The organism is Embleya sp. NPDC059237 (assembly GCF_042754105.1).
GTDB lineage: Bacteria > Actinomycetota > Actinomycetes > Streptomycetales > Streptomycetaceae > Embleya.
This window is the reverse complement of record NZ_JBHZAE010000009.1, coordinates 357,555-381,703: the sequence shown is the minus strand read 5'-3', so window position 1 is coordinate 381,703 and position 24,149 is coordinate 357,555. Positions and strand designations below refer to the sequence as shown.

The window sequence follows — 24,149 nt, the reverse complement described above, 5'->3', positions numbered from 1 at the left end:
TTTCGGGAAGGGAGCGACAACATGCGTGCGTTCACGGCCGCGGCCGTTCAGGTCGTGCCTCGCCCGGGGCCGCTCACCGCGGCGGTGGTCGAGGCGAACATCGCCCACGCGTTGCAGTGGGTGACCCGCTGCGTCGAGTCGACCGGCGCGGAGTTGGTGGTACTGCCCGAGAGTGTGACCACCGGCTTCACCCCGGCGCTGCCCGCCGAGGAGTTGTGGGACCTGGTCGACGCCGTCCCGGGCAGGCTCACCGAGCCGTTCCAGGAGCGGGCCCGGGAGTTGGGCGTGCACCTGGTGTGGGGTACGTACGAGCGCGGCGCCGAGCGCGGCGAGGTGTACAACTCGTCGGTGCTGGCCGGTCCGGACGGGCAGGTGCTCGGCGTGTACCGCAAGACCCACCCCTTCGGTCCCGAACTGCGCTCGCGCGGTGGGTGGGTCACGCCCGGTGAGCACGTCAGCGTGGTGGAGACCGACCTCGGTCGGATCGGCATGATCATCTGCTTCGACGGCGACTACCCGGAGCTGAGCCGGATCCAGGCCGTGCAGGGCGCCGAGGTGATCTGCCGTCCGTCGGCGCTGCTGCGCTCCGCCGACCTGTGGGAACTCACCAACCGCGCGCGGGCGTACGACAACCACGTCTACGTCGTCGGCGCCAACGCCACCGGCAGCGACCCGGCGGGCGTGTTGTACTTCGGCAACTCGATGATCGTCACGCCGGGCGCCGAGGTGATCGCGCGCGGGTCCTCACACGAGGGTTGGGTCTCGGCCCGGCTCGACCCGGAGCGCGCGTTGGCGTCGCTGACCCCGGGTTCGAGCGTGCCGCAGGTGTTCGACCACCTGGCCGACCGCAACCTGGACCTGATCGCCAACTACGCGGACGACCTGGTGCGTCCGGCGAAGACGACGTTCCCGCACGGGTAGGCGGGACGGGCGGTTGCCACGAACGACCGACGGGCCGGCGGGGGTTGCTCCCCCGCCGGCCCGTCGCGCGTAGCATGCATGGCGACACCGCACGGGGGGATCCGACATGGAGTACCTGTTCTACTGTCGCGACCGGCCGGGGACTCGCGCACTGCGCGACGAACTCCTGGAAGCACACTGGGCGTTCATGGACCGCTACGCCGAGGGCATGATCGCCCGGGGGCCGACGTTCGCCGCCGACGGGCAGACGGTGACCGGCAGTGTGCACATCGTCGATCTGCCGGATGCCGACGCGGTCCGGGAGTTCGCCTACGACGAGCCGAACCACCGGGCGGGCGTGTACGAGCCGGAGGTGCTGATCCGCCGGTGGGGCAACACGCTGGGCCGGAAGATGTGGGACTTCACGGGCGGTTCGCCGGCCGGGCCGCGCTTTTTGCTCCTCGCCCATGCTCGGCCCGGCAGCACCGCGGCCCGGGACGCGCTGCACGCCGAACAGCGCCGCCATCTGCTCGACGGCGAGCACGCCGGATCACTGATCGTGTGCGGGCCGCTGCTGTCCGAGGACGGTGCGCGGTGGCTGGGCACCGCGATCCTGGCCGAACTCCCGGACCACGCGACGGCGCAGGCGCTGCTCGGGCGGAGCCCGTATGCGCGGGCCGACCTGTACGCGAGCATCGAGGCGCACAGTTGGTGCTTCGGCGGCCGGGATCAGGACGACGACTGATCGGCTCGGCCGCTATTTGCCGAAGCGGCGTTCGCGGGTGGCGTACGAGCGCAGGGCGCGCAGGAAGTCCACGTGCCGGAAGGCCGGCCAGTAGCAGTCCACCCAGTGCATCTCGGCGTAGGCGGACTGCCAGAGCAGGAAGCCGGACAACCGCTGCTCGCCGGATGTGCGGATGATGAAGTCGGTGTGGGCGGCGGTCGGCGAGTACAGGTGCCGCGAGATGTCCTCGATCTCGAACCGCTCGACCAGCTCGGCCGGGTCGCCGCCGGCCGCCATGTGCTGCTCGAACGCGCTCTTGACCGCGTCGACGATCTCCCGCCGGCCGCCGTACCCGACCGCGACGTCCACCCTGAGCCCGCCGCGCCCGGCCGTCGCGGCGGTGGCCTCCTTGAGCACCCGGGCACCGGCACCGGGCAGCATGTCCAGCGAGCCGATCACCTGGACCTCCCAGGAGCGACCCTCGGCGGTGATGTCCCGGACGGTCTCCTCGATGATCTCGATCAGCGGGCCCAGCTCCTCGGCGGGCCGGCCGAGGTTGTCGTCGGAGAGCATGAACAGGGTCACGTGCTCGATCCCGGCGGCACTGCACCAGCCCAGGAACTCGGTCACCTTCGCGCCGCCGGCGCGGTAGCCCTCCCGCACGTCGGAGTGTCCCGCCTTGCGCGCCCAGCGCCGGTTGCCGTCGAGCATGATCCCGACATTCTGCGGACGCGGCAGCCCGACCAGGGTCGAGGCCAGCCGGCGCTCGTACACCGCCTCGATCGGCCGTCGAATGAACAGCGGGAGCAGCTTCATGACCTTCTCCGTCGCATCACGTCGTGGCAGCCTCGGCGGACCCTACCAGGGGGGTTACCTCACCCGCTTCGCCAAGCGTCCCCAAAGCCGTTACCACACAGGCTACTTGGCCGGGTGCCACACCCGAGGACGCGCCCGGGGCCACTGTAGTGCATGTATCACATATAGGATCATTACGGTATATCGGCTACTCGCCATCCGGTGCCATTTCGACCGGGCGAACCACACGCCCGCCGGCCGCGGCGCGGGAACCCTTGTGTTCGGCGGGTGGGGCCGGTCGCTGCCTGGCAGGCTGGATTGCCTGCGGACGAGGGGGCACGGGTGGGCGTGGGGCGTGCGGTGGTGGTGGGGATCGGGCGCCGACCCCGGCGACATCGTCGCCATCCCCAAGGGCGGCATCAGCCGCACCTTCACCGGCGTCGACAGCGACGAACACACCGTCATCGGCGCCTTCGACTTCCACCTCGCCAGGAACTACCTCGCCCACCCACGCCTCGGCGAAATCCTCCGCGACACACCCCGGCAGCGGGGAAGGACGTAGCGGCGCCACGGAGTGCCCACATGCCGGGTGCCCGGCGGAGTCGGGCGACGACGGCGCACCCCGGCCCGTGGTCACCGAGTTCGCGGCTTCGGCGGCGCGTCACGTAAGGGTGCGGTGGAGCCAGTGGGTGCGGGTCTCGTGCGCGGCTCGGCTTATCGCCGCCTGGGGGGCGTGGGTGTCGAAGCCGTGGAAGGCGCCGGGCCAGACGTGGAGTTCGGCTCGGCCGCCGGCTCGCCAGATGGCGTCGGCGTAGGTGACGGCCTCGTCGCGGAGGGTTTCGGCGGAGCCGACGTCGAGGTAGGCCGGGGGCAGGCGGGACAGGTCGACGGCGCGGGCGGGGGCGGCGTAGGGGGAGACCTCGTGGTCGTGGGTGCGCTCGCCGAGGAGGGCCTGCCAGGCGGTTGCGTTGGAGGTGCGGTCCCAGGGATCGAGACCGGCCATCTGCCGGGCCGAGACGCTGTCGTTGCGGTGGTCGAGCATCGGGGACAGCAGGAGTTGGCCGAGCGGGGTGGGGCCGCCCCGGTCGCGGGTGAGCAGGGCGAGGGCCGCCGCGAGTCCGCCGCCGGCGCTCTTGCCGCCGACGACGACGCGGTCCGGGTCGATGCGGAGGTCGGCCGCCTGTTCGGCGACGTGGACGAGTCCGGCGTAGCAGTCCTCCACCGGTCCCGGGTGACGTGTTCCGGGCGCCAGGCGGTATTCGACGGAGACGACGGCCAGTTCGAGCCGGTGGGCCCACGCGCGCAGGAGGCGCGGGAGTACGGACCACGCGTTGCCGGAGACCATGCCGCCGCCGTGCATGTAGTACAGGAGCGGCAGCGGTCGGGCAACCCCGGCGGGGCGGGCGCTCACGAGCGTGACGTCGGGCCCGTCCGGCGGGCCCGGCACGCGCAGTTCGTCCACCTCGAAGCGTCCGCCGTCCCGCAACCGCTCGGGCGTCGGTCTGGGCCGCACGGCCGCGTCCCGGGCCTGCCGCTCCGCGAGGTTCTCCGGCGTCAGCGGCTGCGCCGACCCCCCGCCCCCCAGTTCGGGGTCGAACGGCGGCGCGGCTCGGAAGGTGCGCGTGGGGTCCATACGACGCAGTCAACCATCCGCCCGGACGGCCGCCGGCGGCTCAGGTCGGTTCGTCCGCGAGCAGGTCCATCAGCAGGCCGTCCTCCCAGTCGCCCGTGCGGTGGTCGCGCCAGTAGCGCCGCATGACCCCGACGGGCTTGAAGCCGACCTTGGTGTAGCAGCCGATAGCGGCGGCGTTGGCCGCCGCCGGGTCGATGGTCAGCCGGTGGTGGCCGCGTTCGTCCAGCAGCCACCGAGCGAGGGTGCGGACCGTGTCGGAGCCGAGCCCTTCCCCGTGCCGGCGCGCCGTCAGAAACAGGTCGATGCCCGCGTGCCGGAACTCGGGATCGGTCTCCTCGTCGAACTGCACGGCCCCGATGACCTCGCCCTCGAACACGACGGCCCACATGTCGTCGTAGTCCTGCGGCGGCGACCACCACGCCGCCACCTCGGGCTCGGCGACGATGCGATCGAGGATCGCCCGATCCGCCTCGACAACCGCCCGCAACACGACCCGATCCCCGCGCAGTTCCATGCCCGCATTCTCCCACCCGCCGGCCATGAATCCCGAACGCCGGGTCGTCACCATGGCCGACGGCGAGGGCGACGGTGGCGCTCACGCGAGCGCCTGGACGGCCTGCCCAAGCGCCGGCACCACCTGGCCGCCGCGCCCGACCCGAGCACCGAACAGGCCGTCGTGTAGCCGATCCCCGAGGTGATGCACATGGACAGCGCCGCCACCGACCGTTTCGACACCGATCGGTTCGAGGCCGGCCGCACCCGGCCCCGGTGGCGCCGGCACCCGCTGCTCAGGCCGCGGGACGTCGGGGCTTGAGCAGGTCCGTGACGAGGGTGTCGACCAGGGCGCGCGGGATGGTGGAGCCGGTCATCGCGCGGTAGACGATCGGACCGACGAGGGCGTCCATCGTGGCGTCGGCGGCCAGGGCGGGAGCGATCTCGCCGGCGGCGGTGGCACGGGTGAGCAGGTCGCGCTCGGCGGCGCGGCGGGGGTCGAGATAACGCTCGTGCAGCGAGGCGGCCGTGGCGCAGTGGTGCTGGGCCTCGGCCAGGAGCGCGAGCAGGACCCGGCCCGCCGGATCGCGGGTGACGAAGCGCGCGAAGGCCCGCAGATAACGCCGGATGTCGTCGGCCGTCGGCTGCTCCTGCGTCGGCACCGGGAAGCGCTTTTCGCTGTCCTCGACGAGTACGTCGAGCAGGATCTCGACCTTCGACGGCCACCAGCGGTAGATCGTCTGCTTGGCGACACCGGCCCGGCGGGCGATGGATTCGATGGTCAGCGCACCGAAGCCGTGCTCGACGAGCAGGTCGTCTGCGGCGTGGAGCACGGCCAGACGCGCGGCCTCGTCGCGCCGATTCCCGGAGTGCGCCCTGGGGGGCGGAGAGCTGGCGGCGGACATGGGGACACCGTACCGGGCGGCGCCGCCGCGATCCAGTCTTGACGCAACGTCTTGTCTAGACACGACGTCGCGTCTAGATTGAAGCCATCGACCCCATGAAGGAGCCAATGTGTCCGGCACCACCACGCCCCCGCGCCACGCTCTCGTCATCGGCGCCTCCCGCGGCCTGGGCCTCGTCCTCGCCGACGAACTGATTCGCCGCGACTGGCAGGTCACCGCGACCGTGCGCGCGGACGGCGACGAACTGCGCGCGATGGCCCGGCGATCGAGAGGCCGGCTGACGGTCGAGTCGTTGGAGATGACCAGCGCCGAGGACCTGGCGTCGCTGCGCAAGCACCTGGCGGGTACGCGACTCGATCTGCTCTTCGTCAACGCCGCGATCGACCGGGGCGATCTGCCGATCGACCAGGTCCCGACGGAGATGTTCACCGAGGTGATGATCACGAACGCGTTCAGCCCGCTGCGCGCCCTCGAAGCACTGCGCGAACTGGTCGCGCCGGGCGGGACGGTCGCGGTCATGTCGTCCGACCAGGGCAGCATCTCGCGCAACACCGAGGGCGGTTACGAGCTGTACAAAGCCAGCAAAGCCGCGCTCAACCAACTGATGCGCAGCTACACGACCCGTCACGCCGACGACGACCACACGAAGCTCCTCATCGACCCGGGCCACAACCGCACCAGGCTGGGCGGCTTCGACGCACCGTTGGCCCCCGAGGAGAGCATCCCGGCGGTGGTCGACGTCCTGGAGGCGCAAGCGGGCGCGCCCGGGCTCCAGTTCCTGGACCTGAATGGGGAGGTGGTGCCCTGGTAGTTCCGGGGGTCCGTACACACGAAATCCCATGATCACCTCCGTGGTCGGGCCGGAGCCCCGGCGGCGGCTCGGCAATTGTCGTATCGGTGCCGGGAGCCGGCCGCGTATTCGCGGTGCGCGTCGGCCCGGGTGAGGAGCGCCGCGAGGGCGCGGGCGGTGGCGCTGTCGTGCAGGGCGGACTCCTCCCCGCCGCCACCGCGGTTTCGGCGGGGTGTCAGCCGCGTCCGTTCAACACGATCTTCCACACTCGGGTGGCCACCTGGAGGTTGAGCCGGTCCTCGACGTTCGCGAGGTCGTTGCCGCTGATGTCACGGATGCGCTGAAGGCGGTAACGGAGCGTACTGCGGTGGATCATCAGGGACTCGGCGGTCTCGTCGTAGTTGCCGCCGCAGTCGAAGTACCACGACAGGGTTTCCACCATGGCCGTGTGGTGCCGGGAGTCGTAGTCGATGAGCTGCCCGAGCCACTCGCGCACGAACATCTCCAGCTCCCGGCGATCGTTGCCGGGTCCCAGGATCCGGTACAGGCCCAGTTGGTCGAAGAACGTCGTGCCGTAGCGTTCGCGGGAGGCGCGGCGCACCTCCAGGGCGCGCCGCGCCTCCTGGTAGCGGTGGGGGATGTCGTCCGGACAGTCGCACGGGCCGCTTACACCGATCGCCCCGGACAGTGACCCGATCTCCCGGGCGAGAGCCGTGTACAGCGCACGGGCGTGGGGCCTGTCGTCGGCGATCAGAACCACGTGGTCGGAGCGCCGGGTCAGCAGCGATCGCATGCCCACGGCGGAGGCCGCCCGCTCCACGGTCTGCGCGAAGGAATCGTCCGCAGCTTGGTCCGACCACTGCGCCACGACGACGTAGTGGCTGCGGTGTAGGTCGTGTCCCACGGCCTCGGACCGGGCGTAGGCGCTCTCCTCGTCTGTCCCTGCCAGGAGGTCGTCGACCAGCTCCCGGCGCAGCCTCAGCTCCACTTCGGCCAGGTTGCGCAGGTGCGCCAGCTCCCAGGCCAGTGACGTGGCGGCGTTTTCCAGCGCGAGCACGGTGTGTTCGTCGGCCTCGCTCTCTGTATCGACCAGAGCCAGTACGGCCAGGATCTCGCCGTGCGGGCGGACCAGAGTGATCAGCCGGTCCTCTATCCGCACGGGTCCGATCTCCCGGGCGACGGCGTGCAGCATCTCGTCCCGGCGCACGCGGTCCGGTTCCGGATAGGGGTCGGGGCGGTCGGGGCCGGTCCACGCCCTCAGCCGACCGAAGCGGTCCTCGACCAGCGCGGGGAGTCCGGTGAGTCCGTGCAGTGCGCGGGTGACGGCCTCCTCGCCGCCGCCCGAGGCGGCCACGTCGGTCATGAGCGCGTGGATGGCCCGCTGGTACCCCAGCTCGGCGACGACAGAGACCAGCTGCTGCTGGAGGGCTGTGCGTTCCTCCTCGAGCCGGTGCAGTTCCACCGCGTCCTCGCGTCGGCGGCGGTGGGCGTAGGCGACCGACAGGGCGGCGGCGGTGTGCCGGACGAGCGTGGCCAGCAGGGATCGCTCGGCCTCGCTGGGCCGGCAGTGGGACGTCACCACGAGGTAGCCGTGGAGACCCTCGGGCCCGCGAAGCCCCAGGGCCCGGCTCCAGGACCTCCCGGGTACGGTCACAGGGCCGTCTCGCCCGGCCAGCTCCCGCACTGTTCGATCGACGGCCGAGGTATGGATCTGCGCGGTCCTCGGACTGGGGACCAGGTCGCCGTTCACTCTCAGGTATCCGGCTTCGGCGCTGTATGGCCCTGCGGCGGCCGTGTGGTCCATGGCCAGGCGCAGGATCTCGCCTCCATCCCGGGCGTCGAACTGGGCGCGGGAGAGCGCGGTCAGCTCGTGGAGGGCACGGTTGGTCGAGGTGGGGGCAGGTGGGCGGCGCCCTCGCCGGGTGGCCGTGGCGTGTGGCCCACCGCCGCCCCGGGGAAGGCCGCCCTCTCGGTCGGAGTGGCGGCGATACAGGGTGTGCACTCGGCTGCCACCCATGGGATCACTCCGTTCTTCCCGAGCTTCGAGAGGGCTGGGGGTGTTCCGGACACCCGCTCCCCGACCCGGGTGTCCGAGACGTTCGGATGCCCCCTCTCATCCTCGTGGGACGACCGGGCCTGTGCATTTCCGGCTCGCCAGGGGCAGGCGTGGCGCCACTCGGCTCGCGACCCTGGGAAGCGTTCGCAATCCACCGGGCGCACCCGCAGGACGGCCGGCCGTCGGGCGTGTCGGCACACGCCCTGCGGAGCGGTCGCCGGCGTGGCCGCAGCGCGATGCGGACCGCCCGGCGGAGGTTTCATCCGTACCCGGACGAACCCGACCCGGAGAGCCGGCGCGGATCGCCGCGCCGGAAGGGAGAAGTTCCTCATGGCCAAGGCAGTGGGCATCGACCTGGGCACCACCAACTCGGTGATCGCCGTATGGGAGGGCGGCGAGCCGTCCGTCGTACCCAACAGCGAGGGCAACCGCACGACGCCGTCCGTGGTGGCCTTCACCGACACCGGCGAGCGGCTGGTGGGCCAACTGGCCCGACGGCAGGCGATCCTCAACCCCAAGGGCACCATCTACTCGGCCAAGCGGTTCATCGGCAGGCACTTCGACGAGATCTCCGACGAGGCCAAGGCGGTGGCGTACGACGTCGTCGAGGGCGACGGCGGGGCGGCGCGCTTCAAGGTGCGCGACAAGTTGTACGCGCCTGAGGAGATCAGCGCTCAGGTGCTGCGCAAACTCGCCGACGACGCCTCCAAGCAACTGGGGGAACGGGTCACGGAGGCGGTCATCACGGTGCCCGCCTACTTCAACGACGCTCAGCGCACCGCGACCAAGGACGCCGGGCGAATCGCGGGGCTGGAGGTGCTGCGGATCATCAACGAGCCGACGGCCGCCGCCCTCGCCTACGGCATGGACAAGAAGCAGCACGAGACCGTCCTCGTCTTCGACCTGGGCGGCGGCACCTTCGACGTAAGCATCCTCGACGTCGGCGACGGCGTGGTGGAGGTGCGCTCCACCGCCGGCGACAGCCACCTGGGCGGCGACGACTTCGACCGGCGTCTGGTGGATTACCTCGCGGACGACTTCCAGAAGGCGAACGGCATCGACCTGCGCAAGGATCCGCAGGCGCTGCAACGGCTGTTCGAGGCGGCGGAGAAGGCCAAGACGGAGCTCAGTTCGGTGACGCAGACGCAGGTCAGCCTGCCGTTCGTCACCGCGGACGCTTCGGGCCCCAAGCACCTCACCGACTCGGTCATGCGGTCCACGTTCGAGCAGATCACCGGCGACCTGGTGGAGCGCTGCCTGGGCCCGGTCCAGCAGGCGATGGCCGACGCCAAGGTCGGTGACAGCGACATCGACGAGGTCATCCTCGTGGGCGGCTCCACGCGTATCCCGGCGGTCCAGGCCCTGGTCCGTCGGCTGACCGGGGGCAAGGAACCCAACATGAGCGTCAACCCCGACGAGGTCGTGGCCCTGGGCGCCGCGATCCAGGCCGGGGTGCTCAAGGGCGACGTCAAGGACGTCCTGCTGCTCGACGTCACACCGTTGTCGCTGGGCGTGGAGACGCGCGGCGGAGTGATGACGAAGATCGTCGAGCGGAACACCACGATCCCGGTGCGCCGTACCGAGACGTTCTCCACCGCCGAGGACAACCAGCCGGCCGTCGATGTGGTCGTCCTTCAGGGCGAGCGCGAGCGGGCCGCCGACAACCGGGTGCTCGGCCGGTTCCAGCTCACCGACATCCGGCCGGCGCCGCGGGGCGAACCGCAGGTCGAGGTCACCTTCGACATCGACGCCAACGGCATTCTCAACGTCACGGCCCGCGACCGGGACACCGGCAAGGAACAGGGCATCACCATCACCGAGAGTTCCAACCTGGACCGCGGCGAGGTCGAACGTATGGTCCAGGAGGCCGAGCGCAACCAGGGCCAGGACCAGGCACTCCGCGAGGCCGTGGACGCCCGCAACGAACTCGACGCCGTGGCTTACCAGGTCGAAAAGCGCCTCGCCGAACTGGGCGACGCGGCGCCCGCGCACGAGAAGGCACGCGCCGAGATGCTCGTGTCCGACGCGCGGGCGGCGGTCAAGGAAGAGGCGGGCGTGGAGCGGGTGCGGCCCCTGACCTCCGAACTCCAGCAGGCGCTCGCCGGGCTGGCGGCCCATCAGGCAGCCGGGGCGGCCGGCGGCGGGTCCGACCCGGATGCCGCCCCGAGCGGTCCCACGAGCGACGGTGGCGGCGACGATGTCGTCGACGCCGAGTTCGACAAGGAGTGAGGTGCGCCATGCGCAGCCACTCCCAGGAACCGGACCGGGCCGCGTCGGATCCGGTCGAACCGGTCCCGGACGGCGCCGTGCGCTCTCCTCGCGGGGAGTTGCCGCAATCCGACTCCCCGGAAGCGGCGAACGACGAACCCGGCCCCGACGCCACCGACCCCGCACCCGCGCCCCCCGAGGACCCGATACAGGAACTGGAGGACCACCGGCGTCGCGCACTCGCCGACCTCGCCAACCTCCGCAAACGCCACGCCAGGGAACTGGAGCGGGAACGGGCGGCCGAGCGGTCCCGTACAGCGACCGCCTTTCTACCCGTCCTGGACAACCTCGAACTCGCCCTGACCCACGCCGACGCCGAACCGGGCGCGGTCGTGGAGGGCGTCCGCGCCGTACGCGATCAGGCGGTGAACGTCCTCGAACTGCTCGGCTACCCGCGGCGGGCGGAGACGGGCGTCGCCTTCGACCCGGCCCGGCACGAAGTGGTCGGCGTCGTCCAGGCCCCCGACGCCGTGCCGGGCACGGTCGTCGAAGTGCTTCGCCCGGGCTACGGGGACGGCGAACGGCAGCTCAGGCCCGCGTCCGTGATCGTCGCGAAACGGGAGTGAGCGGTCATGGCACAGGACTTCTACGAAGTGCTGGGCGTGTCCCGGACGGCGAGCCAGGACGAGATCCAGCAGGCGTATCGCAAGCTCGCCCGCAAGCACCACCCCGACGTCAACAAGGATCCGGGGGCGGAAGAACGCTTCAAGGATCTCAACGAGGCATACAGCGTCCTGTCGGATCCCAAGACCCGGGCGCGCTACGACCGCTTCGGCGAGGACTTCCGCAAGATCCCCGAGGACTTCGACGAACGAGTCGCGGCCGGCGCGGGCGGCGGCTTCCGCGCTCGCAGGACCGCGGGCGCCGATGGCCGCCGCGTCCGGTACGCCACCGGCTTCGGTGACGACTTCGCCGGGGAGGGTGTCGACATCGAGGATCTGCTCGGTTCGATCTTCGGGGCAGGCGCCGCCCCCTCCGGTGTGCCGGGAGCCGATCAGGAGGCCGAACTGCCCCTCACCGTCGAGGAGGCGTACAGGGGCGGTCGGCGCAATGTCACGCTCGCCGGTCCCACCGGGCAGCCGCGGCGGTACGAGGTCGTCGTGCCGCCGGGCGTCACCGACGGGCAGCGCATCCGGCTGACGGGCGAGGGCGGCCGGGGCGGTGGCGACGCCCCCGCGGGCGACCTGTACCTGCGGGTGCGTATCCGGCCCCATCCCCGGTTCCGGCCGGACGGCCGCGACGTGCACGTCCAAGTCCCGGTCGCCCCCTGGGAAGCGGCCCTGGGCGCGACCGTGCCGGTGCCCACTCCCGGTGGCGGCACGGCCAAGGTCACGGTGCCCGCGGGCTCGTCCAGTGGCCGGCGGCTACGGCTGCGCGGCGAGGGCATGCCGAACCCGCGCGGCGCGAACGGCGATCTGTACGCCGAACTCCGTGTCATGGTGCCGCCCACCCTCGGCGACCGGGAGCGCGAACTGTTCGAGGAACTCGCCGCCACCTCCTCGTTCGACCCCAGGAGGACACCATGAACGACCAACCTGCGGGAACGGCAGGTGCCGGCCCGGCGGACGTCGGCGACCGTTCGATACGAACGAATTCCCATGCCACCGCGTCGATGAGTGTCCGGTACGCACTCGTGCCCGTCCCCAGACTCTCCCTGCACACCGTGGCCCGTCGTTCGGGCCTCCACCCCGGGTTGGTTCGCCGGTTCGTCGCCCTCGGCTTGGTGGACGCCGAACGCGACGCCGCAGGGCACCTGGTGTTCGCCCCCGAAGCCCCGGCGGTCCTCGCCCGCATCCAGCGGCTGCGTTCCGGACTCTGCCTCAACTACGCATCCATCGGCTTGGTGCTCGACCTGCTCGACCGCATCAGCCTGCTCGAAGCCGCCCTGCGCGGGCACGGCACGAGGAGTGAACCACCCCCATGGACATGAACCGCCTCACCCAGAAGTCCCAGGAAGCCCTCCAGGAAGCCCAGACCGCGGCCGTCCGCATGGGGCAGACCGAGGTCGACGGGGAACACCTGCTGCTCGCACTCCTCGACCAAGAGGACGGTCTGATCCCGCGGTTGCTGCAACAGGCCGGCGCCGAGCCGGAAGAGCTGCGCGCGGCCGTACGCGAGGAACTCTCCCGCCGCCCGAAGGTCACCGGCCCCGGCGCAACGCCCGGCCAGGTCTTCGTCACCCAACGCCTCGCCCGCCTGCTCGATGCCGCCGAACAGGAAGCCAAACGCCTCAAGGACGAATACGTCTCCGTGGAGCACCTCCTGCTCGCCCTGGCCCAGGAGGGCTCCTCGACCACCGCCGGGCGCCTGCTCGGACGGGCCGGCATCACCACGGACTCGTTCCTCGGCGCGCTCACCCAGGTGCGCGGCAACCAGCGCGTCACCTCCGCCAACCCGGAAGTGGCCTACGAGGCACTGGAGAAGTACGGCCGCGATCTCGTCGCCGAGGCCACGGGCGGCAGGCTCGACCCGGTCATCGGCCGGGACGCCGAGATCCGCCGTGTCACCCAGATCCTCAGCCGCAAATCCAAGAACAACCCCGTCCTCATCGGCGACCCCGGTGTCGGCAAGACCGCCGTCGTCGAGGGACTCGCCCAACGCATCGTCCGCGGCGACGTGCCCGAAGGACTCCGCGACAAGATCGTGTTCGCTCTCGACATGGGCTCCCTGGTCGCCGGCGCCAAGTACCGCGGCGAGTTCGAGGAACGCCTCAAGGCGGTGCTGTCCGAGGTGAAGGCCGCCCAGGGACGCATCCTGCTCTTCGTCGACGAACTGCACACCGTCGTGGGAGCGGGCGCCGCCGAAGGGGCCATGGACGCGGGCAACATGCTCAAGCCGATGCTCGCGCGCGGCGAACTGCACATGATCGGCGCGACCACCCTCGACGAGTACCGCAAGCACATCGAGAAGGACGCCGCCCTCGAACGCCGGTTCCAGCAGATCCTGGTCGACGAGCCGAGCGTGGAGGACACCATCTCCATCCTGCGCGGACTACGCGAACGCCTGGAGGTCTTCCACGGCGTGAAGATCCAGGACACCGCGCTGGTCTCCGCGGCCACGCTCAGCCGGCGCTACATCACCGACCGGTTCCTGCCCGACAAGGCGATCGACCTTGTCGACGAGGCGTGTGCCCGGCTGCGCACCGAGATCGACTCGATGCCCGCCGAACTCGACGAGATCACCCGCCGCGTCACCCGGCTGGAGATCGAGGAGGCGGCCCTGTCCAAGGAGACCGATCCCGCCAGCGAGGCCCGCCTGGAGGAGTTGCGCAGGGAACTTGCCGATCTGCGCGGCGAGGCCGACGCCAAACACGCCCAGTGGGAGGCCGAGCGGCAGGCGATCCGCCGCGTGCAGGAACTGCGCCAGGAACTGGAGCAGGTCCGCCACGAGGCGGAGGAGGCCGAACGCGCCTACGACCTCAACCGCGCCGCCGAACTGCGCTACGGCCGTCTCCAGGATCTGGAGCGCCGGCTCTCCGCGGAGGAGGAACAACTGGCTGCCAAGCAGGGCCGGAACCGGCTGCTGCGCGAGGTCGTCACCGAGGAGGAGATCGCCGAGATCGTCGCCGCCTGGACCGGCATCCCCGTCACCCGACTCCAGGAGGGCGAACGCGAGAAGCTGCTGCGTCTGGACGAGATCCTGCGCGAGCGCGTCATCGGCCAGGACGAGGCGGTCAAGCTCGTCGCCGACGCCGTCATCCGCGCCCGCTCCGGCATTCGCGATCCGCGTCGGCCCATCGGGTCGTTCGTCTTCCTCGGCCCCACCGGCGTCGGGAAGACCGAGCTGGCCAAGACCCTCGCCGGCGCCCTGTTCGACTCCGAGGAGAACATGGTCCGCCTCGACATGAGCGAGTACCAGGAACGGCACACCGTCAGCCGGCTGATGGGGGCGCCTCCCGGATACGTCGGCTACGAGGAGGGCGGCCAGCTCACCGAGGCCGTGCGCCGCAAGCCGTACTCGGTCGTGCTGTTCGACGAGATCGAGAAGGCGCACACCGATGTCTTCAACACCCTGTTGCAGGTCCTCGACGACGGCCGCATCACCGATGCCCAGGGCCGCACCGTCGACTTTCGCAACACCGTGATCATCATGACGTCCAACATCGGCTCCGAGCATCTCCTCGACGGCGCCACCGCCGAGGGCGAGATCAAGCCGGACGCGCGCGCCCTGGTGATGGGCGAGCTGCGCGGGCATTTCCGCCCGGAGTTCCTCAACCGCGTCGACGACATCGTGCTGTTCAAGCCGCTCGGCGAGCAGCAAATCGAGCGCATCGTGGAACTGCAGTTCGACGAGCTGCGGCGGCGGCTCGCCGAACGCCGCATCACCATCGAGCTCACCGACAGCGCCCGCGAATTGATCGCCCACCAAGGCTACGACCCGGTGTATGGGGCCCGGCCGCTGCGGCGGTATATCTCCCACGAGGTCGAGACGCTGGTCGGGCGCGCCCTGCTGCGCGGAGACGTCCAGGACGGCGCGGCGGTCCGCGTCGACGCCGAGCACGGAGAGCTGATGGTGACCTACGACCAACAGGAGGAGGCCCGGGCGGAGAGAGCGACATGAACACCCACCGGACGACGACGGTGACCTGCCCCAACTGCGGGCGCGACAACCGAATTCCGGTGGCTGCCCGGGGACGTCCCAAATGCGGCCACTGCAAGCGGTTTTTGCCCTGGATCGTCGACGCGGGCGACGACGACTTCGCCGAGATCGCCGACAACGCCACCCAGCCCGTCCTCGTCGACCTCTGGGCCACGTGGTGCGGCCCCTGCCGCATGGTCAGCCCTGCCCTCGAACAGGTCGCCCGGGACCTCGCCGGACGGATCAAGCTCGTCAAGGTCGACGTCGACAAGAACCCACGGGTCAGCCTCCGCTTCGAGGTGCAGGCGGTGCCGACCCTGCTCGTCCTGGACCAAGGTGGGACGGTCGCCCGGCAGGCCGGCGCGGCACCCGCGCACGTCCTGCGCTCGTGGGTCGAGCAGGCGATAGCCGGCCGGCAAACCACCGCAGGAGAGTGAACTTGCTCGACCGGAGCCCAACACGGAAGGAGCCCCTCATGACCACAATCCCCGACCCACACCTGGCGATGGTGCGCCCGGTGACACCGCGTACCCCGCAGGGCTGTGAAGAGTGCCTCAAGGAGCACTCCCCGTGGGTGCACCTACGGCTCTGCCTCACGTGCGGGCACGTCGGCTGTTGTGACTCCTCGCCCCTCAAGCACGCCAGGCGGCACGCGGCCGGCGTCGGCCACCCCATCGTGTAGTCGTTCCAGCCGGGAGAGGACTGGCGCTGGTGCTATGTCCACGAGGCCCTGATCTGATGGGCACCGACGAGCAGGACACCGGCGCGGTCCGCGAGACACCGGACCGATACGGGGCGTTCCCGCGCCTGACACCGGAGCAGCTCCGGGACTTGGCCGCGGAAGGTGAACGCCGGCAAACGGCCGAGGGCGAGGTGCTGTATCGCGAGGGCGAGCCATTCCGAGAGTTCCTGGCGATCCTCGACGGGACCGTCGAGATCCTCCACGATCTGGGCGGGCCCGACGAGCGCACGGTGGCGGTGCACGGACCCGGCAGATTCCTGGGTGAACTCGGGCTGCTGGAAGGCCAGGCGGCGTTCGACACCGCCGTGGTGCGCGAGGCGGGCGAGATCCTGGCCGTACCGGTGGAGCGGCAGCGCACCCTGGTCGGCGGCGACCCCGTCCTCGGCGACCTGATCCTCCGCGCCTACCTGTGCCGGAGGTATCTGCTCATCGGGCTGGGCGCGGGCTTCCGGATCCTGGGGTCGTGCTATTCGCCGGACACGGTACGGCTGCGCGAGTTCGCCGCACGCAACCGGCTGCCCCACCGCTGGGTGGACCTGGAGAAGGACAAGGAGGCGGAGGCACTGCTGCGCCGGTTCGCCATCCGCCCCGAGGAGACACCGGTGGTCCTCTGGAAGGACGAGCGGGTGCTGCGCAATCCGACCAACGCCGAACTCGCCCGGCTCATCGGACTGCCCGCCCCCTCGCCGGAGGCCGAGCGATGCGACGTGATGGTGATCGGTGCCGGGCCCGCGGGACTCGCCGCCGCCGTGTACGGCGCCTCCGACGGCCTCACCATGGTCGCCGTCGACGCCGTGGCCGCCGGAGGCCAGGCCGCCACCTCGTCTCGCATCGAGAACTACCTCGGCTTCCCCTCAGGCATCTCCGGCGGCGAGCTCATCGAACGCGCGGTGCTCCAGGCCCACAAGTTCGGCGCCCGCCTCACGGTGCCGGCCCAGGTCAGCGAGCTCATCCCGCAGGACGACGGGTACACGGTCACCTTCACGGACGGGTCCCGGGTTCGGGCGGACGCGGTCGTACTCGCCTCGGGAGTGTCCTATCGCAGGCTGGACGTACCCGGCATCGACCGTCTGGAGGGCGTCAGCGTCCACCACGCCGCGACGATCCACGAGGCGAGTCTCTGCCGGGCGGATCCGGTCGCCGTGGTCGGCGGCGGGAACTCCGCCGGCCAGGCGGCGCTGTTTCTCGCGGACCACGCCTCCCGGGTCCACCTCCTCGTCCGGGCCGGCGACCTCGACGCCTCCATGTCGCGCTACCTCGTGGACCGTGTCGAACGCCACCCGAAGATCGAGGTGCTGCTTCGCACCGAAGTTCGGGGCATCACCGGGGAAGACGAACTGGAGTCCCTGATCGTGGAGAACAACGCGAGCAGTGAACGCCGGGAGCTGCGGGCCGCGGCGCTGTTCGTCTTCATCGGGGCCCGCCCACGCACGGAATGGCTCAATGGCGTGCCTGCCCTGGACGAGAAGGGCTTCGTCCTCACCGGCGCTGATGCCCGGGCGGTAGCCGACACGACCCTGTGGGCCCCGCTCGGCCGTGGTCCATTGCCCCTCGAGACAACCCTTCCCGGGGTCTTTGCCGCCGGCGACGTCAGGAGCGGCTCGGTCAAACGGGTGGCCTCGGCGACCGGCGAGGGCGCCATGGCGATCCACCTCGTGCACGAGCACCGGCAGCAGACCGGCAACCTGGTCCGCGCCGCCGGTCCCGAGGAGCATCCGCCGACGGCGGTCCGGCACGTGTCCCAGCGGTGACGCCCTCCTCGACGGCGGCGGGGGACGTGCAGGGCGTGCGGATCGTGATGAACGGAGATCGCCCGGAGGTGAAGCGGGCCCTGTGCCGGAAAGACGCGGAGATCCGGCCGTACTGCCCGTATGGGTGGGATCGCCGGGCAGCCGACGAGGAGGGTCCAGTCATGCGGGTGTCATCTCAGGGCGTAACGGTGGTGGGTCTGTTGGCGGATCCGGACGTACCAACGGAGATCGCCCGGCGCTTGGCCCAGACCCTTCCTGATCGGCTCGCCGACGAGTCCGGTCCGGGACATCGGTTCGACGTCGAGGTGGTCAGTGAACCCTTCACTGCGGGGACCGAGGACCCGTCCACCTTGATGCACCGGATCATGGATCGCGGCAGCACGGAGAACTGGGACATCGTCGTGGCCCTCACCGACCTTCCGCTGCACTCGCACGGGCGCAAGCTCGTGGTGAATCTGAGTCACGAACACGGCTTGGCACTGCTGTCTCTTCCTTCGCTGGGGGGCTTGCGGCTGCAGACGATGGCGCGGCGGGCCGTGGAAGCAGCGGTTCTCGGCCTGGCGGGTCCGCGGGCCACCGGGGCGGAAACACCTCCGCGGATTGAGCCGCTGCGGGGGCCCTTTGCCCGTCGTTTCGCTTCCATCCACCCGGGCCCGGTCGATGAGGGGGAGACCGTCGATCTTCGGTACGTCGTCAGCGGCCCACGCGGTTACCTGAGGGTGCTCTTCGGCATGGTTCGCGCCAACCGGCCGTGGCGGTTGGTGACGGGCCTGTCGAAAGCCCTGGCGGCAGCACTCGCCACGGGGGCCATCGCCACCCTGGACTCCAACATCTGGAGCCTTGCTGCGGCCCTGAGCGCGCCACGCCTCGTGTTCGCCATGGTCGGGTCCGTCGGGCTCATGATCGGCTGGCTGATCGTGGACGGGGAACTGTGGCATCGAACAGCAGAGGCCGCGCCGGAGGCGAAGCAGAGGGCGCGGCTCTACAACGCCTCCACGGTCGTGACTGTGGGTATCGGGGTGCTGGTCTGCTATGTGGGTCTGCTTGTCATCAACTTGCTGTGGGCGCTGTTCATCCTCAACGGCCGGGTATTCGCTTCCATGACACAAACCCCACTGCACGCCGCGGAGTACTGGACGTTGTCCTGGTTCGTCGCATCGGTCGCCACCGTGGGCGGCGCGCTGGGATCGGGTTTGGAGAGCGACGAGGCGATCCGGGCCGCCGCCTACTCCAAACGTGAACAGGAACGACGTCAAACGCTCCAAGACGACCAGGCGTGAAGTGAGCCGATATCGACACGAACTGCCGTGACTCCGGCGAAGCGTGACCGTCGACGAGAACGGCCGGTGCCACTGGCCCGACCATCCCAGAGGGGCCGCCTCAGTGGCGGGCTTGTGCGTGTGTGAGCGGTCCACGTCCGGCACCGGTTCACCGAAGCCGATGCGCGCGACCCGACCCACTCGGAAAGGCGCCCGCCGGATCGAACCGCGCCCCTTCACCGATCGTGTCGGCCCGTGTCGCCGGTGCGGTAGCGGCCCGGGGTGGTGCCGATGATGTGGGTGAAGGCGGTGATGAAGCCGCTGGGGTTGGCCCATCCGCACGCGTGGGCGGTTCGGGTGGTGTCGTGGCCGGCGGCGAGGAGTACGAGTGCGTGATGGATGCGCAGTTGGGTGCGCAACTCGTGGAAGGTCATGCCGAGTTCGTCGCGCAGCAGGCGGCTGAGCGTGCGCGAGCCGGCGCCGACCGCATGTCCGAGTTCGGCCAGTGTGGAGTTGTCCGCCGGGGTCTCGGACAGGATCCGCGCGAGGGATCGCAAGCGGTCGTCCCGGGGCTCCGGCAGGTGCAGTGGCTGCTCGCGCGTCTCCCGGAGTTCGTCGACGAGCACACGAAGCAGGCGGGAACGGGCGCCGCGGCCGTACGCCGCTGCCGCGGAGCCGTCGTCGTCGCGGGGCGCGGTCAGCGCGAGCAGGACCTCGCGCGCGAGGCCGGAGGCCAGGAACACGGCGGGCCGGTCCGGGATGCGCCGGGCCAGGGACGGGGCGAGGAAGACGATGCGCATGTCGGTGTCGCCGTGCGCGCGGTGCCGGTGCGGGTATCCGGCGGGCGTCCAGGCGATCCGGTCGGCCGGAACGATCGAGGTGCCCCGGTCGGTGTGCACCGTCAGGACGCCGGTGGCCGCGTACACCAGGTGCCCGCGCGAATGCGACTGCGGCGCGCTCGCTCCGCCGGACGGCCAGAGGTGGCGCCCACCGGACGGCCACACCTCCGACGTCACTTCGGCGCTTCCACGCGGTTGGCGGCGATCGGGCATGATGCGGCAGTTTATCGGTGGTCGGCCAGGGCCCGACGTGGTGATCTGGAGTGGTCCCGAGCCGCAGACGGCCCACCCGGCGATGCCGTCGCGGTCGAAGAAAGGCAAGCTCATGGCGACATTCGTCCTCGTACCCGGCGGTTGGCACGGCGCGTGGTCGTACGACCCGGTGACAACGCTCCTGGAGCGTGCCGGGCACACCGTCCACGCCCTCACGCTGACCGGCCTGCGGCCCGACGACGACGCCGCGACGGTGGCGACCGCCAACCTCGACACGCACGCCGACGACGTATTGCGCCTCCTCGATCGTGCTCACCTCACCGACGCGACACTGGTCGGCCACAGCTACGGCGGCATGGTGATCTCGGCCGCCGCCGACCGCGCCGGCGGCCGGGTCGCACGCCTCGTACACCTCGACGCCTACGTCCCGCGCGACGGCGAATCGTGCTGGTCGTCGACGAGCGACGGCTACCGACAAAAGTTCCTGGCCGGCGCCGCGACCAACGGCTACGCCGTACTCCCACCCACCGGCGGCGACCCCCGCCGCCGGCCCCACCCCCTCGCCTCGTTCACCCAGGCGATCCACCTCACCGGCGCCGTCGACCTGGTCCCCCGCCGCGAGTTCGTCTACTGCTCCGGCTGGGAAGACGGCACCCCCTTCGCCCACCTCCGCACCCGCCTACAAGCCGACCCGGCCTGGCAGGTCCACGACCTCCCGACAGCCCACAACGCCATGCGCGAGGCCCCGAAAGCCGTCGCCGAACTCCTGACGACCCCACACAGCCAAACCACGACAGCCCGGATACCCGCTTCCTGACCGCGCTCGGGAACAAGCCGTCGGCAACCTGACGGGTGAATACACCTAGGTCACGGCGGCGGCCAAGCGCGTGCGTACCGTCTCCACGAACGTGTGCGCGTCGGCGGATTCCGGGTCGGCGAGGATCGCCTCGATCGCGGAGCCGGACGCGTGCTTCGGGTCGAGCGCGCGCGCATCCGCCGCGACGGCTCGTGCCCACCGCAGCGCCTCCGGGTTGTCCTCTGTCGCCGCGATCATCAACAGACCCACGAGTCCGTACCAGAGGTTCGCCCTGTCCGACGGGGCCATGGCGTTCGACGAGTCCGCCTCGCCCAACAGAGTCAGCGCTTCGAGGTAGACCTCGCGAAGCGCGTACGGCACCCCCCAACCCCGTACCTGGTCCCGAATCAGCCGAGGCACCGTCAACCCCCGCACAGGCGCGGCGATCGCCCTCTCGAAGTCGGCGAGTGCCCGCGTCCACTTGCCCTGCATCAGACGGGCCGAGGCGAGCATCGCGTGTGTCAGCCCGTCCGCCGACGGCGGGCCCGAGGCCAACAACGTTTCGGCATCGACGAAGTTGTGGGCCCGTACGAGCAATGCGGCGCGGTGCAACCGGCCGAGGTGGGCGCCCGTGGTCGGTGTCAGGACCGCGTCCAGGAGCTGCACCGCGTCATGACTCGAGCCGGACTCGGTTGCCGCGCGCGCGAGTTCGATGAGCGGACGGCAGGGGCTCGCGGCCGCGAGCCGTGTCGCGTGTACGGCCGCGGCCACCGCCTCCGTGCGGCGCCCCGCGGTGAGCAGCGTGCGCCAATGCCAACACGAGAGGTCGAGGTGGTCCGGATGCCGGGCCGCGGCGGCCTGCGCGAGATCCAGGGCATCGGCGGCCCGGGCAAGCTTCACGGCGGCGTGGATGGCGACGAGGTACGTGTGCGGTATGTCGTCGTACCCGTCGGCAAGCAGGCCGGTGGCCAGGGCGTCCGCACCGACGTGGTCCCCGTCCTCATCGGCGATGGTCATTGCCGCTTCGCGGCCCACGCGGTGCGTCGGGTCGGCCGCCAGGATCGCGGTGACCAGTGCGCGGGCCTGCTCGCCCGCCGCCCTGGGCCACGTGTGTCCCGCCTTCTTCGCCTCCCGCCACAGGGTCTGGGCCAATCGCCCCTGCTCGGTGAGGAGTTCGCCGTCGTCCCCGGCGGCTCCCGGCACGCTGAGGCGGGGGCGCCCGACGGCGAAGCAGGCCAGTGCGTAGACATCGGCCAACTGCTCGCAGAAGCCGTTGGTCTCGATGTCTCGGATCACCCCGCGGACGGCCCTCGGTGACGGATCCAGACGCAGGCAGCTCGTCAGCAGGCCACGCGCCTCCTCGACGTTCCCGAGCCGCAGTTTGACCAGTGCCATGTCCGCCAGGTTGTCGATACTGTGCGGGGCGCAGGCAAGGGCCTCGGCCAGCGCGGCCTCCGCCTCCGACCAGCGCTTGCTCGCGCTGTATGCGCGAGCGCGGACCTGGTACCCCGTGCCGCTGTGCGGATCCAGTCGAATGGCCTCGTCGGCGGCCGTGAGCGCTTCGTCCGTGCGGCCCGGAAGCCGGGCCAGAATCCTGCCCAGCAGCGTCCACGCGTTGGCGGCATCGGGGGCGAGTTCGACGGCGCGGCGGGCGTGCGACTCGGCCTCGACCCGGCGTCGCTGATGGAAGCGGATCCACCCGAGGCGCCGATGGCCCTCCCGATCGTTGGGGTAGCGGGCGACGAGCAGGGCGGCAACCTCGGCGGCCTCGTTCGGACGGTTGTCGAGATCCAACAACCACGAAAGGTGTGACAGGCCGCCGAAGTGGTCGGGATCGGCCGCGAGAACGCGGCGCAGTACGGCCTCCGCGTCACCGTACCTGTGGATGTCGATCAGATTTCGCGCCCGCTTGACGTCCTTGCCCAGTACGTCGCCGGCCTCGCCGACCGGCATCAGAGCAGCCTTTTCTCGCGGAGATAGGCGGCCAAATCGTCGTACGCGCCCCCTTCGTTCGCGAACAGCGCGACGGACTTGGCCGCCTCGAACCAGGCGGTGACCGAGGATTTCAACTCGCCCAGAGCGGCGTCGAAATCGGGCATGCCGATGAGCCGTACCTCGCCGGTGCGGATCGAGTCGACGAGCGCCTTCTCGGCGGCCGACTCACACAGGTGCGCCAGGTCCGCTCCGGAATAGCCCTCGGTGCGCCCGGCGAGCGACGGCACATCGATCTCGCAGATCGGACGGTCTTGGAGGTGGAAGCGCAGGATCTCCTCACGGGCGGGCGAGTCCGGGGGCAGGACCAGCAGGGTGCGGTCGAAGCGACCGGGGCGGCGCAGCGCGGGATCGACATCCCACGGGCTGTTGGTGGCGCCGAGTACGAACACGCCCTCGTTTCCGGCGTCGACGGAATCCAACTCCTGGAGGAATTGGTTGACGGTGGTTCGCATGGCGCTGCTGTGCAGTTGGCTCCGACGCCTGCCCAGGGCGTCGATCTCGTCGAAGAACAGCACGCAGGGGGCGTGGCGGCGCGCGGCCACGAAGATCTCGTGCATGTTCCGCTCGGAGTTGCCGATCCACATTTCCAGCACGTCCGAGATGCCGACCGAGACGAACGACGCGCCGAGTTCGCCGGCCACCGCCCGCGCGATGAACGTCTTGCCGCAACCCGGCGGGCCGTACAGCAGGAGGCCGCCGCGCAGCGACTTGCCGTACATGCGGCGTAGTTCGGGGTTGCGCATGGGGGCGAGGAACGCGCTGTCGAGGCGGTCCTTGACGTGTTGGAGGCCGCCCACGTCGGCGAGTGTGACGGTGGGGCGCTCGGTCTCGAACGTGTCGGCGGGGCCGTGCTCGTCGTGGTTGGCGACCCGAAAGCGCTCAGGCTGCCGGGTGTCGCCCAGATCGTTCTCGGCCGCCGACCAGTCGAAGGAAGCCGTCCGCGCGTCGGCCGGGGGCGGGGACGGCTCGGGGGCGGCGGGCCGTGCGGTCTCGGCCGGCGCGGATCCCGCGGCCCGACCTACGGCCACGGCCATCAGATCACGCGCCGCGACCGAACCGGGATCCAGCTTCAGCGCCTCGGCGATCTCCATGACGGCGTCCACCGCAGCACCCCCGGCGATCAGGGCTTCCGCGAGATGCAGGCGGTATTCGGGCCGATCGGGCGCCGCCGCAACCGCTTGCCGCAGTGCCTCTATCAGCGGACTCTCGGAAGAACCTGCGACCGACATGCAATTCCCTCCGTGGACTCCGCAGGAACCTATCCGCACGGAGCGGCCCGGCACGACGCTCCCGCGCTATCCGGCCGGTCGGCGCGGCGAAATCCGCGCTCGACGTACAGCGACGCCTCGGTGACGGCGTGACGCGCCCTGATGCGCGCTACTGAGGTTTTCGTCGTGATGTCGTGGGCGGTTG

Annotated in this window: 22 protein-coding genes; 14 read left to right on the top strand and 8 right to left on the bottom strand. The window is 70.8% G+C overall.

Annotated features, from left to right (window positions below; translation table 11 throughout):
* Nucleotides 1-21: 21 nt before the first annotated feature.
* A complete protein-coding gene (locus ACFXKZ_RS28295; protein ID WP_380003847.1) occupies nucleotides 22-921 on the top strand; it encodes a carbon-nitrogen hydrolase family protein in 900 nt (299 codons plus the stop codon).
* 106 nt (nucleotides 922-1,027) lie between these two features.
* Nucleotides 1,028-1,645: a YciI family protein gene (locus tag ACFXKZ_RS28290; RefSeq protein ID WP_380003846.1), complete on the top strand. Its 618-nt coding sequence runs from the start codon at nucleotides 1,028-1,030 to the stop codon at nucleotides 1,643-1,645.
* Between the two features lie 12 nt (nucleotides 1,646-1,657).
* Here the strand turns inward: ACFXKZ_RS28290 and ACFXKZ_RS28285 are convergent, their stop codons facing one another.
* Nucleotides 1,658-2,440, bottom strand: coding sequence for an isoprenyl transferase (locus tag ACFXKZ_RS28285; RefSeq protein ID WP_126641854.1), 783 nt, complete (start codon nucleotides 2,438-2,440; stop codon nucleotides 1,658-1,660).
* Between the two features lie 334 nt (nucleotides 2,441-2,774).
* Between ACFXKZ_RS28285 and ACFXKZ_RS28280 the strand changes: the two genes are divergently transcribed.
* The gene (locus ACFXKZ_RS28280; RefSeq protein WP_380003845.1) at nucleotides 2,775-2,981 is read left to right on the top strand and encodes a hypothetical protein; all 207 of its coding nucleotides are present in this window, start codon (nucleotides 2,775-2,777) and stop codon (nucleotides 2,979-2,981) included.
* A 99-nt stretch (nucleotides 2,982-3,080) separates the two neighbouring features.
* Here the strand turns inward: ACFXKZ_RS28280 and ACFXKZ_RS28275 are convergent, their stop codons facing one another.
* The 3 genes from ACFXKZ_RS28275 to ACFXKZ_RS28265 all read right to left on the bottom strand — a co-directional run bounded on the left by ACFXKZ_RS28275 (nucleotide 3,081) and on the right by ACFXKZ_RS28265 (nucleotide 5,449).
* Nucleotides 3,081-4,052 (bottom strand): alpha/beta hydrolase, encoded by a 972-nt coding sequence (locus tag ACFXKZ_RS28275; RefSeq protein WP_380003844.1) that lies wholly within the window; start codon nucleotides 4,050-4,052, stop codon nucleotides 3,081-3,083.
* Nucleotides 4,053-4,092: 40 nt separating this feature from the next.
* A complete protein-coding gene (gene aac(6') / locus ACFXKZ_RS28270; RefSeq protein ID WP_380003843.1) occupies nucleotides 4,093-4,566 on the bottom strand; it encodes an aminoglycoside 6'-N-acetyltransferase in 474 nt (157 codons plus the stop codon).
* Nucleotides 4,567-4,840: 274 nt separating this feature from the next.
* Complete coding sequence (locus tag ACFXKZ_RS28265) at nucleotides 4,841-5,449, bottom strand: TetR/AcrR family transcriptional regulator (RefSeq protein WP_380003842.1); 609 nt, start codon at nucleotides 5,447-5,449, stop codon at nucleotides 4,841-4,843.
* A gap of 109 nt (nucleotides 5,450-5,558) precedes the next feature.
* Between ACFXKZ_RS28265 and ACFXKZ_RS28260 the strand changes: the two genes are divergently transcribed.
* Nucleotides 5,559-6,260 (top strand): SDR family NAD(P)-dependent oxidoreductase, encoded by a 702-nt coding sequence (locus tag ACFXKZ_RS28260; protein WP_380003841.1) that lies wholly within the window; start codon nucleotides 5,559-5,561, stop codon nucleotides 6,258-6,260.
* Between the two features lie 214 nt (nucleotides 6,261-6,474).
* Here ACFXKZ_RS28260 and ACFXKZ_RS28255 read toward each other — a convergent pair whose 3' ends face one another.
* Complete coding sequence (locus ACFXKZ_RS28255; RefSeq protein WP_380003840.1) at nucleotides 6,475-8,256, bottom strand: PucR family transcriptional regulator; 1,782 nt, start codon at nucleotides 8,254-8,256, stop codon at nucleotides 6,475-6,477.
* A gap of 369 nt (nucleotides 8,257-8,625) precedes the next feature.
* On the opposite strand from ACFXKZ_RS28255, the gene dnaK reads away from it, so the two are divergent.
* The 9 genes from dnaK (at nucleotide 8,626) to ACFXKZ_RS28210 (ending at nucleotide 18,914) form a co-directional block, all read left to right on the top strand.
* Nucleotides 8,626-10,524 carry a molecular chaperone DnaK gene (dnaK, locus tag ACFXKZ_RS28250; RefSeq protein WP_380003839.1) on the top strand — a complete coding sequence of 633 codons (1,899 nt, stop codon included), beginning with the start codon at nucleotides 8,626-8,628 and terminating at the stop codon, nucleotides 10,522-10,524.
* An 8-nt stretch (nucleotides 10,525-10,532) separates the two neighbouring features.
* Complete coding sequence (locus ACFXKZ_RS28245; protein WP_380003837.1) at nucleotides 10,533-11,129, top strand: nucleotide exchange factor GrpE; 597 nt, start codon at nucleotides 10,533-10,535, stop codon at nucleotides 11,127-11,129.
* A 6-nt stretch (nucleotides 11,130-11,135) separates the two neighbouring features.
* Nucleotides 11,136-12,089 carry a DnaJ C-terminal domain-containing protein gene (locus ACFXKZ_RS28240; protein ID WP_380003836.1) on the top strand — a complete coding sequence of 318 codons (954 nt, stop codon included), beginning with the start codon at nucleotides 11,136-11,138 and terminating at the stop codon, nucleotides 12,087-12,089.
* Nucleotides 12,086-12,493 (top strand): chaperone modulator CbpM, encoded by a 408-nt coding sequence (locus ACFXKZ_RS28235; protein ID WP_380003835.1) that lies wholly within the window; start codon nucleotides 12,086-12,088, stop codon nucleotides 12,491-12,493. The genes ACFXKZ_RS28240 and ACFXKZ_RS28235 overlap by 4 nt, the downstream gene beginning before the upstream one ends.
* Complete coding sequence (clpB, locus tag ACFXKZ_RS28230; protein ID WP_380003834.1) at nucleotides 12,484-15,123, top strand: ATP-dependent chaperone ClpB; 2,640 nt, start codon at nucleotides 12,484-12,486, stop codon at nucleotides 15,121-15,123. Before ACFXKZ_RS28235 ends, clpB begins: the two co-directional genes overlap by 10 nt.
* Nucleotides 15,120-15,578: a thioredoxin gene (trxA, locus tag ACFXKZ_RS28225; protein WP_380003833.1), complete on the top strand. Its 459-nt coding sequence runs from the start codon at nucleotides 15,120-15,122 to the stop codon at nucleotides 15,576-15,578. Before clpB ends, trxA begins: the two co-directional genes overlap by 4 nt.
* Before the next feature lie 38 nt (nucleotides 15,579-15,616).
* On the top strand, nucleotides 15,617-15,823 hold the full coding sequence (locus ACFXKZ_RS28220) for a UBP-type zinc finger domain-containing protein (RefSeq protein ID WP_380003831.1): 207 nt from the start codon (nucleotides 15,617-15,619) through the stop codon (nucleotides 15,821-15,823).
* Nucleotides 15,824-15,879: 56 nt separating this feature from the next.
* Entirely contained in the window at nucleotides 15,880-17,634 is a 1,755-nt protein-coding gene (locus tag ACFXKZ_RS28215; protein ID WP_380003830.1) for an FAD-dependent oxidoreductase, read from the top strand.
* Nucleotides 17,635-17,795: 161 nt separating this feature from the next.
* Complete coding sequence (locus ACFXKZ_RS28210; RefSeq protein ID WP_380003829.1) at nucleotides 17,796-18,914, top strand: hypothetical protein; 1,119 nt, start codon at nucleotides 17,796-17,798, stop codon at nucleotides 18,912-18,914.
* Nucleotides 18,915-19,129: 215 nt separating this feature from the next.
* Here the strand turns inward: ACFXKZ_RS28210 and ACFXKZ_RS28205 are convergent, their stop codons facing one another.
* Nucleotides 19,130-19,945: an AraC family transcriptional regulator gene (locus tag ACFXKZ_RS28205; protein WP_380003828.1), complete on the bottom strand. Its 816-nt coding sequence runs from the start codon at nucleotides 19,943-19,945 to the stop codon at nucleotides 19,130-19,132.
* Between the two features lie 112 nt (nucleotides 19,946-20,057).
* Here ACFXKZ_RS28205 and ACFXKZ_RS28200 point away from each other — a divergent pair, with 112 nt between their 5' ends.
* Complete coding sequence (locus ACFXKZ_RS28200) at nucleotides 20,058-20,762, top strand: alpha/beta fold hydrolase (protein ID WP_380003827.1); 705 nt, start codon at nucleotides 20,058-20,060, stop codon at nucleotides 20,760-20,762.
* 45 nt (nucleotides 20,763-20,807) lie between these two features.
* On the opposite strand, the gene ACFXKZ_RS28195 is transcribed toward ACFXKZ_RS28200, so the two are convergent.
* Both ACFXKZ_RS28195 and ACFXKZ_RS28190 read right to left on the bottom strand, forming a co-directional pair.
* The gene (locus tag ACFXKZ_RS28195; protein WP_380003826.1) at nucleotides 20,808-22,694 is read right to left on the bottom strand and encodes a tetratricopeptide repeat protein; all 1,887 of its coding nucleotides are present in this window, start codon (nucleotides 22,692-22,694) and stop codon (nucleotides 20,808-20,810) included.
* Entirely contained in the window at nucleotides 22,694-23,965 is a 1,272-nt protein-coding gene (locus ACFXKZ_RS28190) for an AAA family ATPase (protein WP_380003825.1), read from the bottom strand. Before ACFXKZ_RS28190 ends, ACFXKZ_RS28195 begins: the two co-directional genes overlap by 1 nt.
* Nucleotides 23,966-24,149 lie beyond the last annotated feature (184 nt).